Annotated in this window: 19 protein-coding genes; 8 read left to right on the top strand and 11 right to left on the bottom strand. The window is 37.5% G+C overall.

Features of this window, described 5'->3' with window-relative positions:
• The first annotated feature begins 50 nt into the window (after positions 1-50).
• The 3 genes from fumC (at position 51) to HHL23_RS23005 (ending at position 2,030) form a co-directional block, all read left to right on the top strand.
• Complete coding sequence (gene fumC, locus HHL23_RS20495) at positions 51-1,445, top strand: class II fumarate hydratase (RefSeq protein WP_169236604.1); 1,395 nt, start codon at positions 51-53, stop codon at positions 1,443-1,445.
• 152 nt (positions 1,446-1,597) lie between these two features.
• On the top strand, positions 1,598-1,792 hold the full coding sequence (locus HHL23_RS20490; protein ID WP_169236603.1) for a bacteriocin-like protein: 195 nt from the start codon (positions 1,598-1,600) through the stop codon (positions 1,790-1,792).
• A gap of 28 nt (positions 1,793-1,820) precedes the next feature.
• Positions 1,821-2,030: a bacteriocin-like protein gene (locus HHL23_RS23005; protein WP_449386650.1), complete on the top strand. Its 210-nt coding sequence runs from the start codon at positions 1,821-1,823 to the stop codon at positions 2,028-2,030.
• A 44-nt stretch (positions 2,031-2,074) separates the two neighbouring features.
• Here HHL23_RS23005 and HHL23_RS20485 read toward each other — a convergent pair whose 3' ends face one another.
• The 5 genes from HHL23_RS20485 to HHL23_RS20465 all read right to left on the bottom strand — a co-directional run bounded on the left by HHL23_RS20485 (position 2,075) and on the right by HHL23_RS20465 (position 7,485).
• Positions 2,075-3,010 (bottom strand): Dyp-type peroxidase, encoded by a 936-nt coding sequence (locus HHL23_RS20485; RefSeq protein ID WP_169236602.1) that lies wholly within the window; start codon positions 3,008-3,010, stop codon positions 2,075-2,077.
• 15 nt (positions 3,011-3,025) lie between these two features.
• Positions 3,026-3,745: an ABC transporter ATP-binding protein gene (locus HHL23_RS20480; protein WP_169236601.1), complete on the bottom strand. Its 720-nt coding sequence runs from the start codon at positions 3,743-3,745 to the stop codon at positions 3,026-3,028.
• A 3-nt stretch (positions 3,746-3,748) separates the two neighbouring features.
• Positions 3,749-5,215, bottom strand: a complete 1,467-nt coding sequence (locus HHL23_RS20475) for a DUF5687 family protein (RefSeq protein ID WP_169236600.1) — start codon at positions 5,213-5,215, stop codon at positions 3,749-3,751.
• A gap of 99 nt (positions 5,216-5,314) precedes the next feature.
• A complete protein-coding gene (locus HHL23_RS20470; RefSeq protein WP_169236599.1) occupies positions 5,315-5,662 on the bottom strand; it encodes a hypothetical protein in 348 nt (115 codons plus the stop codon).
• The gene (locus HHL23_RS20465; RefSeq protein ID WP_169236598.1) at positions 5,650-7,485 is read right to left on the bottom strand and encodes a hypothetical protein; all 1,836 of its coding nucleotides are present in this window, start codon (positions 7,483-7,485) and stop codon (positions 5,650-5,652) included. The genes HHL23_RS20470 and HHL23_RS20465 overlap by 13 nt, the downstream gene beginning before the upstream one ends.
• A gap of 118 nt (positions 7,486-7,603) precedes the next feature.
• Here HHL23_RS20465 and HHL23_RS20460 point away from each other — a divergent pair, with 118 nt between their 5' ends.
• On the top strand, positions 7,604-7,996 hold the full coding sequence (locus HHL23_RS20460; protein WP_169236597.1) for a helix-turn-helix transcriptional regulator: 393 nt from the start codon (positions 7,604-7,606) through the stop codon (positions 7,994-7,996).
• 55 nt (positions 7,997-8,051) lie between these two features.
• Here the strand turns inward: HHL23_RS20460 and HHL23_RS20455 are convergent, their stop codons facing one another.
• The 6 genes from HHL23_RS20455 to HHL23_RS20430 form a co-directional block, all read right to left on the bottom strand.
• Positions 8,052-9,701 carry a DNA repair protein RecN gene (locus HHL23_RS20455; RefSeq protein ID WP_169236596.1) on the bottom strand — a complete coding sequence of 550 codons (1,650 nt, stop codon included), beginning with the start codon at positions 9,699-9,701 and terminating at the stop codon, positions 8,052-8,054.
• A 77-nt stretch (positions 9,702-9,778) separates the two neighbouring features.
• Positions 9,779-10,681 carry a type IX secretion system protein PorD gene (gene porD, locus HHL23_RS20450; protein ID WP_169236595.1) on the bottom strand — a complete coding sequence of 301 codons (903 nt, stop codon included), beginning with the start codon at positions 10,679-10,681 and terminating at the stop codon, positions 9,779-9,781.
• Between the two features lie 36 nt (positions 10,682-10,717).
• Entirely contained in the window at positions 10,718-11,923 is a 1,206-nt protein-coding gene (gene coaBC / locus HHL23_RS20445) for a bifunctional phosphopantothenoylcysteine decarboxylase/phosphopantothenate--cysteine ligase CoaBC (RefSeq protein WP_169236594.1), read from the bottom strand.
• Between the two features lie 124 nt (positions 11,924-12,047).
• A complete protein-coding gene (locus HHL23_RS20440) occupies positions 12,048-12,371 on the bottom strand; it encodes a DNA-directed RNA polymerase subunit omega (protein ID WP_027372958.1) in 324 nt (107 codons plus the stop codon).
• A 42-nt stretch (positions 12,372-12,413) separates the two neighbouring features.
• Positions 12,414-13,409 carry an outer membrane protein assembly factor BamD gene (locus tag HHL23_RS20435; RefSeq protein ID WP_169236593.1) on the bottom strand — a complete coding sequence of 332 codons (996 nt, stop codon included), beginning with the start codon at positions 13,407-13,409 and terminating at the stop codon, positions 12,414-12,416.
• A gap of 103 nt (positions 13,410-13,512) precedes the next feature.
• Positions 13,513-14,142 carry a TetR/AcrR family transcriptional regulator gene (locus HHL23_RS20430; RefSeq protein ID WP_169236592.1) on the bottom strand — a complete coding sequence of 210 codons (630 nt, stop codon included), beginning with the start codon at positions 14,140-14,142 and terminating at the stop codon, positions 13,513-13,515.
• A gap of 98 nt (positions 14,143-14,240) precedes the next feature.
• Here HHL23_RS20430 and HHL23_RS20425 point away from each other — a divergent pair, with 98 nt between their 5' ends.
• The 4 genes from HHL23_RS20425 to HHL23_RS20410 all read left to right on the top strand — a co-directional run bounded on the left by HHL23_RS20425 (position 14,241) and on the right by HHL23_RS20410 (position 16,858).
• Positions 14,241-14,867 (top strand): TatD family hydrolase, encoded by a 627-nt coding sequence (locus HHL23_RS20425; protein WP_169236591.1) that lies wholly within the window; start codon positions 14,241-14,243, stop codon positions 14,865-14,867.
• Complete coding sequence (locus HHL23_RS20420) at positions 14,860-15,585, top strand: tRNA threonylcarbamoyladenosine dehydratase (protein ID WP_169236590.1); 726 nt, start codon at positions 14,860-14,862, stop codon at positions 15,583-15,585. Before HHL23_RS20425 ends, HHL23_RS20420 begins: the two co-directional genes overlap by 8 nt.
• Positions 15,585-15,959, top strand: coding sequence for a ribonuclease P protein component (rnpA, locus tag HHL23_RS20415; RefSeq protein ID WP_169236589.1), 375 nt, complete (start codon positions 15,585-15,587; stop codon positions 15,957-15,959). Before HHL23_RS20420 ends, rnpA begins: the two co-directional genes overlap by 1 nt.
• A gap of 290 nt (positions 15,960-16,249) precedes the next feature.
• Positions 16,250-16,858: a DUF4126 domain-containing protein gene (locus HHL23_RS20410; RefSeq protein ID WP_169236588.1), complete on the top strand. Its 609-nt coding sequence runs from the start codon at positions 16,250-16,252 to the stop codon at positions 16,856-16,858.
• Positions 16,859-16,991 lie beyond the last annotated feature (133 nt).

Below are 16,991 nucleotides of genomic sequence, written 5' to 3'. Positions count from 1 at the left end.
AATTGCGGGATTATTCGTTTATGATTAACTTTATAAAAATTTCAATCACAATGAATTACAGAATCGAAAAGGATACTATGGGAGAGGTTCAGGTACCTGCAGATAAGTTTTGGGGAGCACAGACTGAGCGTTCAAGAAATAATTTCAAGATCGGACCGGAGGGTTCTATGCCCCACGAAATCATTGAAGCATTTGCTTATTTAAAGAAAGCAGCAGCCTTTACCAATACAGATTTAGGCGTTCTTCCTGCGGAAAAAAGAGATATGATTGCTAAGGTATGTGAGGAGATCCTGGAAGGAAAACTCAACGATCAGTTTCCTTTGGTCATCTGGCAGACGGGCTCGGGAACGCAATCGAATATGAACGTTAATGAAGTGGTTTCAAACAGGGCTCATGTTAACAATGGCGGAATTTTGGGTGAGAAATCTGAAATTCATCCGAATGATGATGTGAATAAATCCCAGTCTTCCAATGACACGTATCCAACGGCCATGCATATTGCTGCTTATAAAAAAGTGGTTGAAGTAACGATTCCCGCGGTTGAAAAATTAAAGAATACCATTGCTGCCAAAGCGGAAGCTTTTAAAGATATTGTAAAGATCGGGAGAACCCACCTTATGGATGCTACTCCCCTTACACTTGGACAGGAATTTTCAGGCTACAAAGCTCAGCTTGAATATGGATTGAAAGCTTTAAAAAATACCCTGCCTCACCTTTCTGAGCTCGCTTTGGGAGGAACGGCTGTTGGTACAGGACTAAATACTCCGAATGGTTATGATGTAAAAGTAGCTGAGTATATCGCCAAATTTACGAATCACCCTTTCGTTACCGCAGAAAATAAATTTGAAGCTTTGGCAGCTCATGATGCTATTGTAGAATCTCATGGAGCTTTAAAACAACTGGCTGTTTCTTTATTCAAAATAGCTCAGGATATCAGATTGCTGGCTTCCGGACCACGTTCGGGAATCGGGGAAATTCATATTCCTGAGAACGAGCCGGGATCTTCTATTATGCCGGGGAAAGTAAACCCTACGCAGAACGAGGCAATGACCATGGTTTGCGCTCAGGTTCTTGGAAACGATACCACCATATCATTTGCAGGAACGCAAGGTAATTATGAGCTTAATGTTTTCAAGCCGGTTATGGCCTACAACTTCCTTCAGTCTGCGCAACTGATTGCCGACGCCTGTATTTCATTCAATGATCATTGTGCGGAAGGCATTGAACCGAACCACGAGAGAATTAAAGAACTGGTAGACAAATCATTAATGCTTGTTACTGCTTTGAATACCCACATCGGCTATGAAAATGCAGCAAAAATTGCAAAAACGGCCCACAAAAACGGAACAACATTGAAAGAAGAAGCCGTGAATCTCGGCTTTTTAACGGCTGAGCAGTTTGACGAATGGGTAAAGCCGGAAGATATGGTGGGAAGCCTTAAATAAAATTTTAGCACTATAGATTAAATGATAGAAACCTCAGAAATTCTGGGGTTTTTATTTTAAGTAAAACATTGAATTACAATTTTTTATCAAAATACATTTTGTAATCTTATTTTTTCATATATTAGTGATATAAATACATTTAAACTATCATTATGAAAAATCTAAAAAAATTAAACCGAGACCATTTAAGAGAAGTAATGGGAGGACACACCTGCCCAAACAATCTTGTTCATGTTGAATTTAACGGTTATCATGCATGCTGTCTGACTACGCCTCCTCTAGGAAACCCGTGTAAAGGAACATTCTGCTTTATCCCGGAAGGAATGTGTTCAGGAGACCCGATGTAAAATGAAACTCTAACTAAACTGCTTTCCAATGAAAAATCTGAAAAAATTCAACAGAGCCAATCTTAAAGAAGTATTCGGGGGCGTATTTATTCCGCAATGCCCTACTAGCTACTCGTACCTTATCCCCTACAACGGCTATTATGCATGCTGCAGAGCCCGTACAGATAACCCTTGCCAGGCAATGTGCATAATACACATTGATATGTGTGCTACTCCAATAGAGGAAGATCCTATTTAAAATAATTGATGGAAAGGCCGGGATATATGTTTCCGGCCTTTTTATTATCCTGAAAATTCATCCAGCATATTCCTCGTAGGAACAAAAAACAATGTTCCGGTCACCGCTGTGCTGAAATCTAAAATTCTATCGTAATTTCCAGCCGGATCGCCAACGAACATATTCGTCAGCATCTTCTTCGTGGTACTGAATGTACTTGAATATGCAATAAAGTAAGTTCCGAATTCATTGGACGATGGGCTTCCAAAAGGCATATTGTCCCTTACAATCTTAAGCTCTTCTCCGTTTTCACCTTCAATATTGGCTAAAGCGATATGGGAATTGGATGGTTTTACGGTATCCGACATTTCAATGTCATTTTCTTTTGATCGTCCGATCACTTTTTCCTGTTCTTCTGTTGAAAGGCTTTTCCAGGCATCCATATTGTGAAGATATTTCTGGACGAATAAGTAACTTCCGCCTTTATACTGTAAATCTTCTTCTCCAATTTTCGCAAAGTAATCGCGGTCTTCCCCATGCGGATTTTCTGTACCATCTACAAAACCGAGAATTGACCGGGCATCCCAGTATTTAAATCCGTGGATTTCAAGAATACTTTCGGCAACGGGACTCAAAAGTTTTGAAATTTCTATCGCCATATCAAAAATAAGGCTTTTATTATCGGCTCTCAAGTGAAAATGAAGGTCACCAGCTGTGGAAACTGCGGTATGCTTTACTCCTCTAATTTCCTCAAAATTGACCAATTCTTTAGGTAGCGGAGTTGGAAGTTCTAATTTTTTCCAGCCTTCACAACCTATTCCCATGACACAGCTTGCTCTGCTGTCCGGAAACCTGTTGAACACCGAATTATTAAGGTTGAGAATCAAAGCACAAAGCTGCTGGAAAACATCTTTCAGCTGTGGGCTGTCATTCAGATTCCACATCATAAAAATAGTGTTGCTGTTAGGATAGTCCGTGACGTTTTGTGATTCTATGCTCATTATTTTTTATCTAAATTAAATTACTGAAGAAGCAGAAACCTGATCTGCGAAATACTGCTCCAGATCCTGCAATGTTTCCGGATTGGTCTTGATGTCTTTTACAAGCTGTCCTTTGTTGACCACAACAATCCTGTTACAGACTTCTGTCGTATGCGAAAGGTCGTGGCTTGAAATCAGAAAAGTAACTCCGTCCTGCTTTGAAAGTTCTTTGATCAGGTTCTTAAGCTTGATCTGGGTAGACGGGTCCAGGTTGGCAAAAGGTTCATCAAGGATCACAATTTCCGGGTTTCCGATAACTGCTCCTATAATTCCTACTTTTTTCTGGTTTCCTTTTGACAGATCACGGACGTATTTTCCTGAATCCAGGATCTCTCCGTTAAAAAAATCATGAAACGGTTTTAAAAATTCATCTATGGAAGCTTTATTCTGGCCCCTTAGCTCCCCAATGAAGTAAAAATATTCTTCAGGAGTAAGGTATCCGATCAGGAAAGTATCGTCCACAAAAGCAGAGACTTTATTTTTCCAGGCTTCAGATTCATTGACTTTGATATCCTCGATGCTTACAAAGCCTGTCGTAGGCTGAATAAGATCAAGCATAAGGCTAAAAAGCGTGGTTTTCCCGGCTCCATTATTTCCTACCAGTCCAAATGTTTCACCATTAGGAATTTCGAGATGCTCTATATTAAGAACTGTAGCCGTTCCATAGGTCTTGGATAAGTTATTGATAGTAATCATAGTTTAGTCTTTGTTTTTAAATGCTTCCAGTGTACTGTACTTTTCGCGTTTATATTGTTTGACAATGATATCGAATATTTTTTCTCTGAATAAAAATCCCACGAGCCCTAAAATAGCTATGCTTACGACGCCCGCTGTCATTCCAAAGAAGTATTTTGACACAGCAAAAACACCCATCGGAAGCAGCATTTTTGGAATCAGAAGGAGCATCGCTTTCAGGTTAAAACTGTTTTTCTGCCCTATCCTTTTCTCTTTTGAATTAAGATCAATCTGGGTTTTGTTAAAAGCTCCGGACCACAGGGTAAACTGAGAATTCACGCCCATATTATAAAGTCCTGCGGCAAAAAATGTGATATAGAGTTCCCATCCAAAATACGCATAAAACAGCGCAATAATCATTGAAGCGGCTGTCACGATATTGATCAGCCACCATTTTGCTTTGAGATATTCTTTGTAAGGTACATTTAAGGTCATCATCAACGGATAGTACGAACTGTCGAAAGCAGGAACCCGCTGCCCGAAAAGAAACTGAAACCCTCCCGTTACAAACAGCCCCATAAACATCATCATGGCAGGTGTTTTATAGATCACAGAAGTGTACATCAGCATTCCGTAAAAAAGGAATAAAAAACTTCCGATCAGAATTCCTTTGGTTACTTTATTCCTTCTCAGCATTTTAATATCATTATTGATGAATGTTCCGATGACTCCATACTTGTTTAAGAATGCAATATTTTCTGTTCTTCCGAACTGTTTTTTAGCTTCCAGACCCTGATCGAGATAGAATTCTTTACGGACATATTTAAAACATATGATCCATAAACCAAAAAACAACACGATTGGAATAATAATAAAGTAAGGATTTTGATAGAAGCTGTATATAAAACTCTCTGAGGAAGAAAGTACAGGTACGATATGGTAATAACCGAGACCAGCAACCGCAGCAAAGAGACAGCCTACCATAATGGCGACAATTTCTTTATCATTGAAGAGAATGTTTATGAAATTATTCAGGTAAAACAAAAAAGAAATCCCGATAAACCAAGCCAGAATGCCGAAAACACTATATCCGTTGAACATGGCAATGACGGAAAAGGTGATAAAGAATAGGGAATTCAGCCAGCTCAATGCGGAAAGAAAGGTTTTCACGAGCATATAATTGACCAGCGTATTCTTGGGAATATTTAGGGTCAGGAATGGCTTAATATTTTGGGTTGACATTTCCTGCCATATATACTTTAAAACCAGGTCTACCGCCCAGGCAACAACTAAAAGTTTTGAAATCGCTTTTAAAGGATCCTGATGCATTTCGTCCCGTACGTAGAAGAATGCGGCAAAAGCACCTCCAGCCAGGCAGGCCATAAAATAAAGGATTCCTATAAAACGAAGGATCTTCATAGCCAGATTCACGCCTACAGAGGTACCACGGAAAAAGCTTTTGATTTCCAGTCTGAGGAACTTTAGAAACATATTTTAGTTTTTTATATTAGTCAATATAATGTAAAATATGTTACAGTTTTTTAGCCAATAAGTAAAACAAACCGCAGAAAATTCTGCGGTTTGTCTTATTCAGAAAGTTTTTATATGCTTATAGAATTTACTCTCAATAAGAAATAATAAATCCTTTGAAAAACACTTCTTCTTTAATTTATTTTCAGAAGTTTTTGTAAGATTGTAAATCTGGTCGTTTTTTTTTATCGTTTTTTTTATCGGTGAGACTTTATAGTTCTTGACTATTTCATTCGTATTAAAATTTGGATTATAGATGGAAAGCACATATTCTTTATAATATTCATTATCTTGTTTTTCCAATTTTATAGAATCACTTTTATTCACTTTAATAATACAACTTTGTGAATATAAAAAGGCAATATTTAATAATAATATTAATATTAATAGTTTATTTAAAGTTCCCATAGCCAATAATTTGTGTTAAATGTATTAATATATAAATCCTTTTCTGATTGAGGTAACAAGTTCCATGCCTTTGTTCCTTTAAGACTACTCATCCAAGCAACTGTTTTATATTCAACATCAGTATATTGATTTCCATACACTTGTTTTAAAAAATTAACAATTGTTGTCACATATTTTTGAGCCATAAATTGGTGTTGAAAATCTGCATCATTAGTTTTAGCCTTCACGTAAGCATTAAATAATTCTATATTTTTATGATTCTTTGCATAATCTAAAAGAGTTGCTTCGTCAATACTTCCATTAGAATTAGCAACAGCTAATAATTGCCTTAAAATTTCTGCATGTATTAATTCATGTATAAATGTTTGTGCTATTACAATTTTAGGTATATCTGCCCAATTTTTATTTTTATTAAAAGTAATTTTTATCCAATAATTCACAGGCTCAGAAGTCTCCGCTTGGGCTTCTTGCTTATACACTGCCCCAATATCAAACATCAAATGTGCTACGGAACCTTCGGGAGTAAAGTTTTTTAAAATCTGATTGAAATTTGCTGCAGTTTTAATTTTATTATAAATTCCATTAAGCTTAGCATGATTTTTAAACTTTGTTGTTGGCTTTACTCTGTCTGGCTCTGCCCAATCTTCAAGGAATTCATTTTGTAAGGTATTGTTTAGTGTCTCTTCTAAAAACCAATTTTCAAACCGTGTCCAAGTAACATCCGGATTCTGAATAAGAAAATTCAATCCCCAATTCACGAATTTATCTCTTTCGGTGTAAGGTATGCTTGCATTTGCAGGATTATTATACCAGCCAGCCATTAGACTCAGACGGTCTGTTAAAAATGAAGTACCCCCATTCAGTTTAAAATAACCTTTGACAGTAAGGTAGGTATGAAGATAGCTGCTCAGCATACTTGTTGGAGGAGGTAATGTCAGCAGATAAGCCTGAAGCTCGATGTTGAGCTGCCTGTTAGCTTCACATTGGCTGTCTCCAGCTGCACATATATTATATGCATCCCCAAAATCTGTGAATAAAAATGTATTGTACAGAAACTCAGTCGGAGTAGTACTTCCTACTCCTGAACCACCACCCTGAGTTCCTCCTGGACCTGATCCTGTACCAGAGCCTCCCGGATTTCCTGACGGGTTACAATGAGTGTCATCCACAGACATCAGTATAATCTGAGGAGCATCAACCCCTGTCAGAGCACATTGGTTTGGATTCGTGTGCTGATCAGAACTTGTACATGGTATAATTTCATAATTTACCACCAAACATCCTATCTGTTCAGAATAGGTGTATCCACCACTTCCATTTTTAGAATTTATATTAATATCATTAATTGTATAAGCACTAATTTTTCCTTTAATATCCTGAGGTTTTCCGGCATTCTGAAAAGCCTGTATTTCCTGCTTCGAAAGATGATACTGGATAAGAAGACCCGAGTAACTACCATCAGCATTTTTTCTTACCACAAGATTTTCGGTATCCTTGGATGGATATATTCTTTTTATCTGAAATGTATAGGTAGTAATACCGTTTTTTTCAACAACTCCTGCATAGTCTGTCATAATAACGGCACCGTCTAAAAGAGGATCATTGTTTTTGGCTTTAGGATCACTCCCGAAAAGACCAGCTTGTATACCCGATAGCTTTGACCACAATTGTGCATCTTTTTTGATTTCAGCATCATTGATGACATAATTTTTAGAAACAGGACTATTGTTTTGTAATTCCTGATCTACATATAGGCTCTCCTGCCGGCACCCGAAGAATAAGAATGCTGATAATAGTAGCATAAGGAAGCTTTGTTTTTTCATGTGTTTGTGAATTTTAATTAGTACAAAGAAAAAACTTTTTTCAATACAACATTAGATTTTTTTATTCGCCTGTATTCGGTTATATTCGAATAATTTCTACATTTGTAAAAAATGCTCTATGGTAAAGGAAAAATTAATAAAAAGAAGAAATGAAAAAGCTTTCACCCAAAAAGATCTGGCAGAATATCTGAGCATCAGCCAGACCCAATACAGCAGGAAAGAAAAAGGTGAAGTGGAAATTTCTGATGAAGAATGGGAAAGAATCTCAAGACTGTTGGATACAAACGTTGAAGAAATAAAAGAAACTGACGAGAATAAAAGTATTACCAACTATTTTGAAAATACAATTACAAGTAATAACGGAAGTATTAGTGGTAACTATTATTGTAATGTTCCAGAATTTTTGTTGGAAAATCAGAAAGAATTTATTGAAATGCTGAAAAGGGAAATCCATCAGAAAGACACAGAAATAGAAACCATAAAGAAAAGGATTGAAGAGTTAGAGAAATAGACCCTTCGCCTTGCCTTCGCTCAGGGTGAGATCTCTTATCATCATACTACTGATCTTAGCCAATTAATTCTTTCGCCTGTGCCAGTGCGGCCTCGGTAATTTTGCTTCCGGAAAGAAGCTGAGCGATCTCGTTTAGTTTTTCTTCTTCGTTCAGAGGAATGATGGTAGATTGTGTTTTGCCGGAAATATCGCGTTTTACAACTTTGTAATTGTCATTTCCTTTGGCAGCTACCTGTGCCAGGTGAGAAATAACGATGAGCTGCATATCCGCAGACATTTCTCTCATCAGATTTCCTATTTCTTCGGCTACTTTTCCGGAAACTCCGGTATCAATTTCATCCAGAATAAGGGTTGGAAGCTCATCACTTTCAGCAATGATCTTTTTCACGGCAAGCATCACTCTGGATCTTTCACCCCCGGAAATAGCGGTCTGGATTGGCTTTAAAGGAAAGCCTGAGTTGGCCTGAAAGAGCAACTGTATATTTTCTTTTCCAAATGCATTAAACTCTGGTGTATCCTGAAGTTCAATATCCACTCTGGATTTTTCAAGTCCTAATTTTTTAAGAAGAGTTTCTGCTTTTTTAATGAAAACAGGTACTGATTTCTTTCTGTTTTTTGAAAGCTTTTCGGCGAGGGCCTGAAGTGTTTTCTCTTTTTTGGAGATGTTTTCCTGGATCTCAACAATATGATCTTCCAGCTCTGAGGCTCCCTTCTGCTCACCTGCGAGCTGATCTCTGAGTTCTCTCAACTCATTGATATCAGAAATGCTATGCTTTAAAAAGAGGGCATTGATTTTATTATTAAGCTCGACAAGAATCGCCAGATTAACTGGGTTGATCTCTATTCTTTCGGACTCATTTTCAAGTTCGGAAATAATATCTTTCAGTTCTACAAAAGAGGTTTCCAGCCTTTCATCAAGTTCTGAGAAGCCGTTTGAAACTTCAGCAATTCGTGACAGTTTATGTTTGGCTTCGTTAAAGAAAGACAAAATCCCCACTTCCTCCTGATGAAATCTGGACAGGATCTGGACAAGGTTTTCAGAGATCATTTCAGCATTCTCCTGAACAGACAACTGATTCTGAAGGTCTTCATAATCTACATCATCCAATTTAAGCTCCTCAAGTTCGTTCAACAGAAATTCTTTGTAGTCACTTTCTTTTCTGTTTTCGGAAAGCTGAGTCTGAAGCTTTTTAAGCTGTATTTTTAAGCTCTGAAAGTCAGAAAATTCATTCTGATAGTCTTCAATCGCCTTTTTATTTTCAGAAAGTCCGTCTATAATTTTAAACTGATATTCTGAAGTAAAAAGGTTTGAGGTTTCAAACTGGGAATGAATATCAATAAGTTGAGACGTCAATTCTTTAAGAACATCAAGGGTCACGGGTACATCATTGATGAACGCTCTAGATTTTCCCGACGGAAGAATTTCCCGTCTGATGATGGTCTGATGTTCATAATCCAGATCATTTTCAATAAAGAATTTTTTGAACTGGTTATTTAGGTCGAATTCAGTTTCTACAATACTTTTTTCTTCCGATTTGGCAATAGATTTTACTTCTGCTCTTTCCCCAAGAATAAGCCTTAAGGCACCTAAAATAATAGATTTCCCAGCTCCGGTCTCGCCGGTAATTACCTGCAGACCGTTATTCAATGATACTTCAAGAGTATCAATCAGGGCAAAGTTTTTAATGTAAATTCTCGAAAGCATGGATAATAGCTGATTACTTTAAGTAATGCAAATATAGAATTTAGTATTCGGTATTCAATGGCTAAAACTGGCGGATTTTATTTCCACTTGCTCCATTTGTTCTCTGAATATTTGGGCGTCAGGGTCATCATCAGCTGCTTCAGGTCATTCATAATAAGTCCTCCATTGTTTCCGGAATTGAAAACATTGAAGATCTCATCACTTTTATTGTCGAGAAACAGATTGAAGTAATAAGACTGCTGAAAGGAGTTTTCATACATTTTCAACTGCATAAGGGCATCAAAAATCACTTTTTTTGCGGCAGTCTGATCCTGATTGAATAAATTATCCAGGCCTGCTCTGTGGTAGGTATACATTGTAGAACGCAATTGGCTCCAGTTCGGATTGATGATCTCATTGATCAGTATCGTACGGCTTCGGGGTTCATTGATGACATTCCACCCTTCATAGTTCCTGTTCTGCGAATTTTGAGCTATCTGCTGGGCTTTGGAGAACCATTGTGCCCCTCCCATAGACTGGAAACTGTCTGCGTCATAGCCTAAAATCACGTATACGTAAAAACTTACGACATCGATCAGGTTTTTTCCGGAAAACTGTCTTTCGTTAAATACAAGATTTTCATTTTCAATGTATTCAAAGGCAAATCTCTGGTCCTGAAGGTTGATGAGTGGTGATTCGTAGTTGGTATTGTAAACCGGACGTACAGCCTGAATTACAATGCTTCCTTTGTATCTGTTTCCATCTTTTTCAGCAATAACAACCGCGAAATTACATTTGATCTTTTCGAAATTCTGGAGTTTTTTTCCGGTCCAGCTGGTATTATTGATAAAGTCTCTAAGGCTTTTTTCCAGGGCTTTGTAGGCTTGCTGGTTACTTCCTCCCAGCTGCTGGGAGTTGATCTGTACCGTTGCAAGCAGTTCCTGGGAAAAACTCAGATTATATATAAAGAGCAGCAAGAATAGGCTTATGATTTTTTTCATTATCTATTTAAAATTGAGAACGGAAATTTATTAAAATTATTTTAAAAGTTGAGCCTCAACAAAATCCAGAATATCTACGGCCACTTTATTTTTGGATTTAAGGTCAAATTCCTTTTTTTCTGTTTTGGTGAATATTTTGATTTTATTGGTATCGTTTTTAAAGCCCGCTCCTTCGTCGCGGAGGGAGTTTAAGACAATCATATCAAGGTTTTTCTTTTCCAGTTTTCCTTTGGCATTTTCTTCTTCATTCTGAGTTTCAAGGGCAAAACCTACAAGAAACTGGTGGGTTTTCTTTTCACCCATTGTTTTGAGAATATCGGGATTTTTAACCAATTCGATGGTTAAATTTTCGTCATTCTTTTTAATTTTTTCTTTCGCCACCTCTTTGGGGGCATAATCTGCTACTGCGGCACTGGCAATACCGATATCGATATGGTCATAGAATTCAAAAACTTTATTCAGCATTTCTCTGGCCGAGGTTACTTTATGAAGTTCTATATTTTTATCATCGGTGGTCTGAGCGCTGGGTCCGGAGATTAAAATAACTCTGGCGCCTCTCATCGACGCTTCTTCAGCAAGGGAAAAGCCCATTTTACCTGAAGAATGATTCCCGATAAACCTAACAGGATCAAGGGCTTCATAGGTAGGTCCAGCCGTGATCAACACCGTTTTACCTTCCAGGCTTTTGATATGGTTACCAGAAGTAAAGAAATTTTCAACAGTTTTAACAATAGTCTCAGGTTCTGCCATTCTTCCCTGCCCTATTAATCCACTGGCCAATTCTCCCGTTTCAGCGGGGATGATAAAGTGTCCATAATCTTCCGCCATTTCAAGGTTTTGTTTGGTGGAAGGATGTGCATACATATCCAGATCCATGGCCGGGGCAATAAATACGGGACATTTAGCAGACATATAGGTCGCGATAACCAGATTATCACACATGCCATGAATCATTTTAGCTAATGTATTCGCTGTGCATGGAGCGACGATCATTACGTCCGCCCACAGAGCCATCTCTACATGGCTGTTCCAGGTACCGTTATCACTGTAAAAATCTGAGTAGACAGGTTTTTTTGAAAGGGTTGAAAGACTTAGTTTTGTTACAAACTGTTCTGCATCTGGAGTCATGACCACCTGAATTTCGGCTCCTTTTTTCACAAAATCCCTGATGAGGAAATGAATTTTATAGGCCGCAATTCCACCAGAAACAGCGATAAGTATCTTTTTACCGGAAACACTCATTTAGTTTTAATTTTTTGAAATACTAAATTACTTATTTTTTCGCACAAAGCCGGATATAAACAGACAAAGGTCATAAAAGAATTAAATTCCCTTATGACCTTCATATGATTAAAAACAAAAATAATTATTTTCTGTCTTCTGTCTTTCTGAAATAGATATCTTCATTCAGCCATTCTTCGATAGCAATAGAAGTAGGCTTAGGAAGTTTTTCGTAATGTTTAGAGATTTCTATCTGCTCTCTGTTTTCGAAAACTTCTTCCAATGTAGAATTGTGCACAGCAAATTCGTCCAATTTATTGTGAAGTTCCGTACGGATCTCCGCATTGATCTGCTCTGCTCTCTTTCCCATGATAACAATAGCTTCATAGATTGAACCTACTTTATCTTCAATCTTGTCTTTATCGTAAGTAATAGTATTTACTTCTGCTTTTGTATCTTTTACACTCATTTTGAGAAAATTATTTTATTAATAAGACGGCAAATTTACGAATTATCTTTGGATTTTGAAAGTGGCAGCTGGTGGAGGGGTATTAAGTGCCGCACTATCCCTCTGGATCTGCATTGCTTTCTTTTCATTGCTGATCTGATCGTTGATTTGCTGCTCCGTTTTATTTTTTTCTGCCAGTCTTTCTGCCTCTTTTTTCTGTTTTGCCGTTAAAGCTGCAATTCTTGCTTCTGTTTGTTTTTTAACAACAACAAAGTCTTGCTTTTCTTTTTCCAGTTTTCCTTTCAGATCTGCTGCTGTTTTTGCATATTCTGTATTCGGAAGTTCTTTTTCTACCATTTTTGTATAAGCCAGAGCACTTTCTATACGCTCGTCTTTAAGGTCATAAATTGACTTTACAGCCAATTCGTAACGGGACTTCATGATATAATCATAAATTTTCGGACGGAGTTTGGTACTTGGGAAATCTTCCAATACATTTTCCATTGCTACGTTCGCCGCTTTATACTCAGCCATCTTGAAATACTGTCTGGCATTTTCGTATGCTTTAAATTCCAGTTTATAAGACAGTTCGTCAACAAGCTGACCGATATTTTTAGATCTCTCAGAGTTCGGATAATTGGTCAGGAAGTCCTGAAGCTCATTGATCGCAGTTTCTGTAGTAGACTGGTCTAAATTATAATCCATAGAACCCTCATAGTAACATAATGCAGACATATAAGCCGCTTCTTCTGCTCTTGGATCCTTAGGAAAGTTCACCGCAAAGTTTTTAAACTGATGTCCTGCCAGTTTATAACTTTTGTCATAATAATTAGCATAAGCAGTATTAAAACCTACGTTGGGGAAATCATCTGTTCCTGCTACAAGGTTAGTAAGCCTGTCATATAGAGCCAATGCGTTTTTCCACTTCTTTTTGGTAAAATTATCATTCGCTGCCTTTAAGATAAAATTCTTGTCAGCACTCTTCATTGCTCTTTCCTGCTGGCTTACGCATGAGGAAACAACTGCCACAGCAAAAAGACCTAAAATATATTTTTTCATATAAAAAATTCAACAGTTTTCGGATTATACGGCCGATTTACTAATTTGCAAAAATATAACTTTTTTGTCAATAGATTTTTTTTTATGAATATTTAACGTAAATTTAGTCTGCAGCGTATCCCAAAATAGCAAAAACACTGACTAAAAGATTCATTCTCACTTTTTTCTCCGCTTCTTTGGTATAGGCTTCTTCGTTTTTACTCGGCACATACAGCTCATAAAAGTTTTTATTCCTGATAACGAATAATGTGGAACCTATAATCATGGTAAGGATATCTTCAGGCTTCGGTGTGAAAGTAAATACTCCTGAAGCCACCCCCTTTTTGATCACATCGTCCAATTTCTTAACAAACAGCTGGTAGAAATCCAGCAGCTCATCTTTTAAGTTTTCCGTATGCCTGAGTTCCTGGGTCACAAACCCGTGGAAATAGTTGTATTTGAATAATTGGGAAACAATGTATTTGATGATCTCTCTCAGCTGCATTTCAGGTTTGCCATCCTTTATGGTATCCGCAAATTCTGAAAAATTCTCTCTTGTTTTCAGTACTCTGTACTGATAAAGATAAGACATCATTTTTTCTTTGGAACCAAAGTAATAGGAAATCATCGCCACATTGATGTTGGCCTTGGAACAAATATCTCTTAACGAGGTTCCTTCATACCCTTTTTTGGCAATAAGCTCCTCAGCAATATCCAATATATGGATTTGTTTTTCTGTAAATTTTTTTCTCATGAAGTGTACTTTGAGTAAAGTTAAGAAATTTTTAACACAATTATAAACGTTCGTTTAATAATTTTAAATTAATTTTCTGGATAATCGTACTTTTGTGAATGGATTTTTTTGATTTTCACCATCATAAGAAGAATACTCGGGACGGGATCTACAATATAGACTTCGGGACGGTTCCACCGGAATCAGCTTATTCTATAGGTATACACCCCAAAGATATCGCTGTAGATTCTATGGAAGAACAGTTCAGCTGGCTGGAATCAAATATTTCGGAAAACTGTGTGGCCATTGGAGAATGTGGCTTGGATTCTATGATTTTTACCCCTCAAAAGGTTCAGGAGCAAGTTTTTTTAAGACAAATTCTTATTTCCAATGAGATCAGAAAACCTTTAATCATTCATTGTGTCAGAAAATTTTATGAGGTTATTTCTTTAAAAAAGAAAGCTGAACAGGCGGTTATCATTCATGGTTTTAACAAAAAGCAACGCATTGCTGAAGACCTCCTGAAAAATAATTTTTATTTGAGTTTTGGAAAAGCTGTTTTGTATCATTTATCTTTGCAGGATATTGTAAGGAATACACCCCTTGATAAAATCTTTTTAGAAACTGATAATGAATGTTTTAATATTGAAGAATTATATTCAAAAGTTTCGGAGTTAAAGGGTATTTCTTTGGAAAAACTGAACGAACACATTTTAGAAAATTTAGACACGATAAAGAATGGATAAGTACTGGCTGGAGAGAACGGAACTCCTGATCAAAGAAGAAGGGTTAGAAAAGCTTAATAAGGCAAATGTTCTGGTGATAGGTTTGGGAGGAGTAGGTTCTTTTGCCGCAGAATTTCTAGCCAGATCGGGTGTGGGAAACATGACGATTGTAGACGGCGACACGGTAGATATCACGAATATTAACAGACAGCTTCCAGCCCTGCATTCTACGGTAGGAAAGCATAAAGTGGAAGTGGTTGCGGAAAGACTTCTGGACATCAACCCCGGACTTAATCTAACTAAGATCAATGAATTCCTTAATCCGGAAAGAATGGATGAAGTTCTTGAATCGGATAAGTTTAATTATATTCTGGACTGCATCGACAGCGTTACGCCCAAACTATGTTTGATTAAAGCAGCCAAAAGAAAGAAAATAAAACTCATCAGCTCTATGGGAGCCGGTGGAAAAACAGATCCCAGTAAGGTAATGGTACGAGACATCAGCAAAACGCAAAACTGTTTCCTGGCCAGACAAATCAGAAAAAGACTTAAAAAAGAAAATATCAACAAAGGCTTCAGATGTGTTTTCTCCAATGAACTTCAACAGGAGGAAAGCCTGAAACTGACTGATGGAGCCAATTACAAAAGGTCTTTCTACGGCACGGTAAGCTATATTCCTGCAATTTTCGGATTGTATGCTGCAGCTGAAGTGATTAATTATTTAGTGAAACAAGATTAATGCAAAACTTCAAATACTCCAGAGAAGAAAAACTCAAGAAAAATACTGAGATCGCCTTACTTTTTGATAAAGGTAAATGGAGGAGCTGCGGAAATCTAAGAATTATCATTCTGAAAGACAAACCTAATTTTCCGGTTGAAAATCACAAGTTTGGTGTTTCCGTTTCTAAAAGATATTTCAAAAAGGCTGTCCACAGAAACAGGGTGAAAAGACTTCTAAGGGAGTGTTACCGACTGAACAAGAATTTATACAAAGAATCTTTCGGAGAAAAAACATTAGCCATGATGTTCTGGGTTTCTTCTGAAATACCGGCAAAGTTTCAGGAGGTGGAAGAGCAGTTTATCAAGCTCTGCCAGATGCAGAAGAAGGCTTAATAATGTAACAATGTAATAGTGTAGCAATTTACCAATGAAATGGTGAGACTTTATTCCCACTGATCGCACAGATTTCACAGAGAAGAACTTTAATTCTTTGTGAAATCATTTCTTTTGACTTTAATATCTTCTTTACAGCTCATCTTTTTTATTTCATGCAGAACAAATATCTGTGTAATCAGAGAAATCCGCGGGAAATAAATCCTTTATGATTTCACAGGTTATAAATTTTCATCAAATCTTGCATAGTTTTTGTAATTTTAGGGGAAACAATAAATCTGAAAATTAAAATGTTAGACCATATTCCCTATTTCTCTTACGTACTGAGTGCCTTTATCGGCATCGGTTTGGCTGCAGCGACAGGCTTCAGAGTTTTTTTGCCCATGTTTGCGGTAAGCCTTGCTTCTTATTGTCACTGGATCCCGATGAATGAGCACTTTGACTGGCTTGCCGGGCTTCCAGCGCTTATTACAACGGGCATTGCCACTGTCGCTGAAATTTTAACGTATTATATTCCTTTTGTGGATCATCTGCTGGATACGATCTCGGTACCTTTGGCTACGGTGGCGGGTTCTGTTTTATTTGCCAGTCAGTTTGCAGATCTGGGGACTTTTCCGCAGTGGGCGCTTGCCTTAATTGCGGGAGGGGGAACGGCAGCCACGATCAGCTCCGGCTTTGCAGGAATCAGGGCGGCTTCTACTGCTACCACGGGAGGTTTAGGAAATGCTGTGGTAGGTACAACTGAAACGGCAGGAGCGGGCATCATGACTATACTGGCCATGGCTGCACCGGTTATTGCGGCAGCATTAGCGGTGATTCTGATTATTCTGGTCATTGTTTATGGCCGAAAAGCCTGGCGGAAACTACGAGGCAGCAAAAATACCCCTGACAATATATAAAAAATTAAGAATCTGTCTCACAACTGAGGCAGATTCTTTTTGTTATAAAAGTACTTGTTTTACTGTTTTATTTTCATTACATTTAACTGTATATCAGGTATCTGTATGAATTTCAAGGATTATAATCAGCATC

The organism is Chryseobacterium antibioticum (assembly GCF_012927325.1).
GTDB classification, from domain to species: domain Bacteria; phylum Bacteroidota; class Bacteroidia; order Flavobacteriales; family Weeksellaceae; genus Chryseobacterium; species Chryseobacterium antibioticum.
The sequence above is the reverse complement of the archived record's forward strand: the minus strand, read 5'-3'. Positions and strand labels throughout refer to the sequence as shown.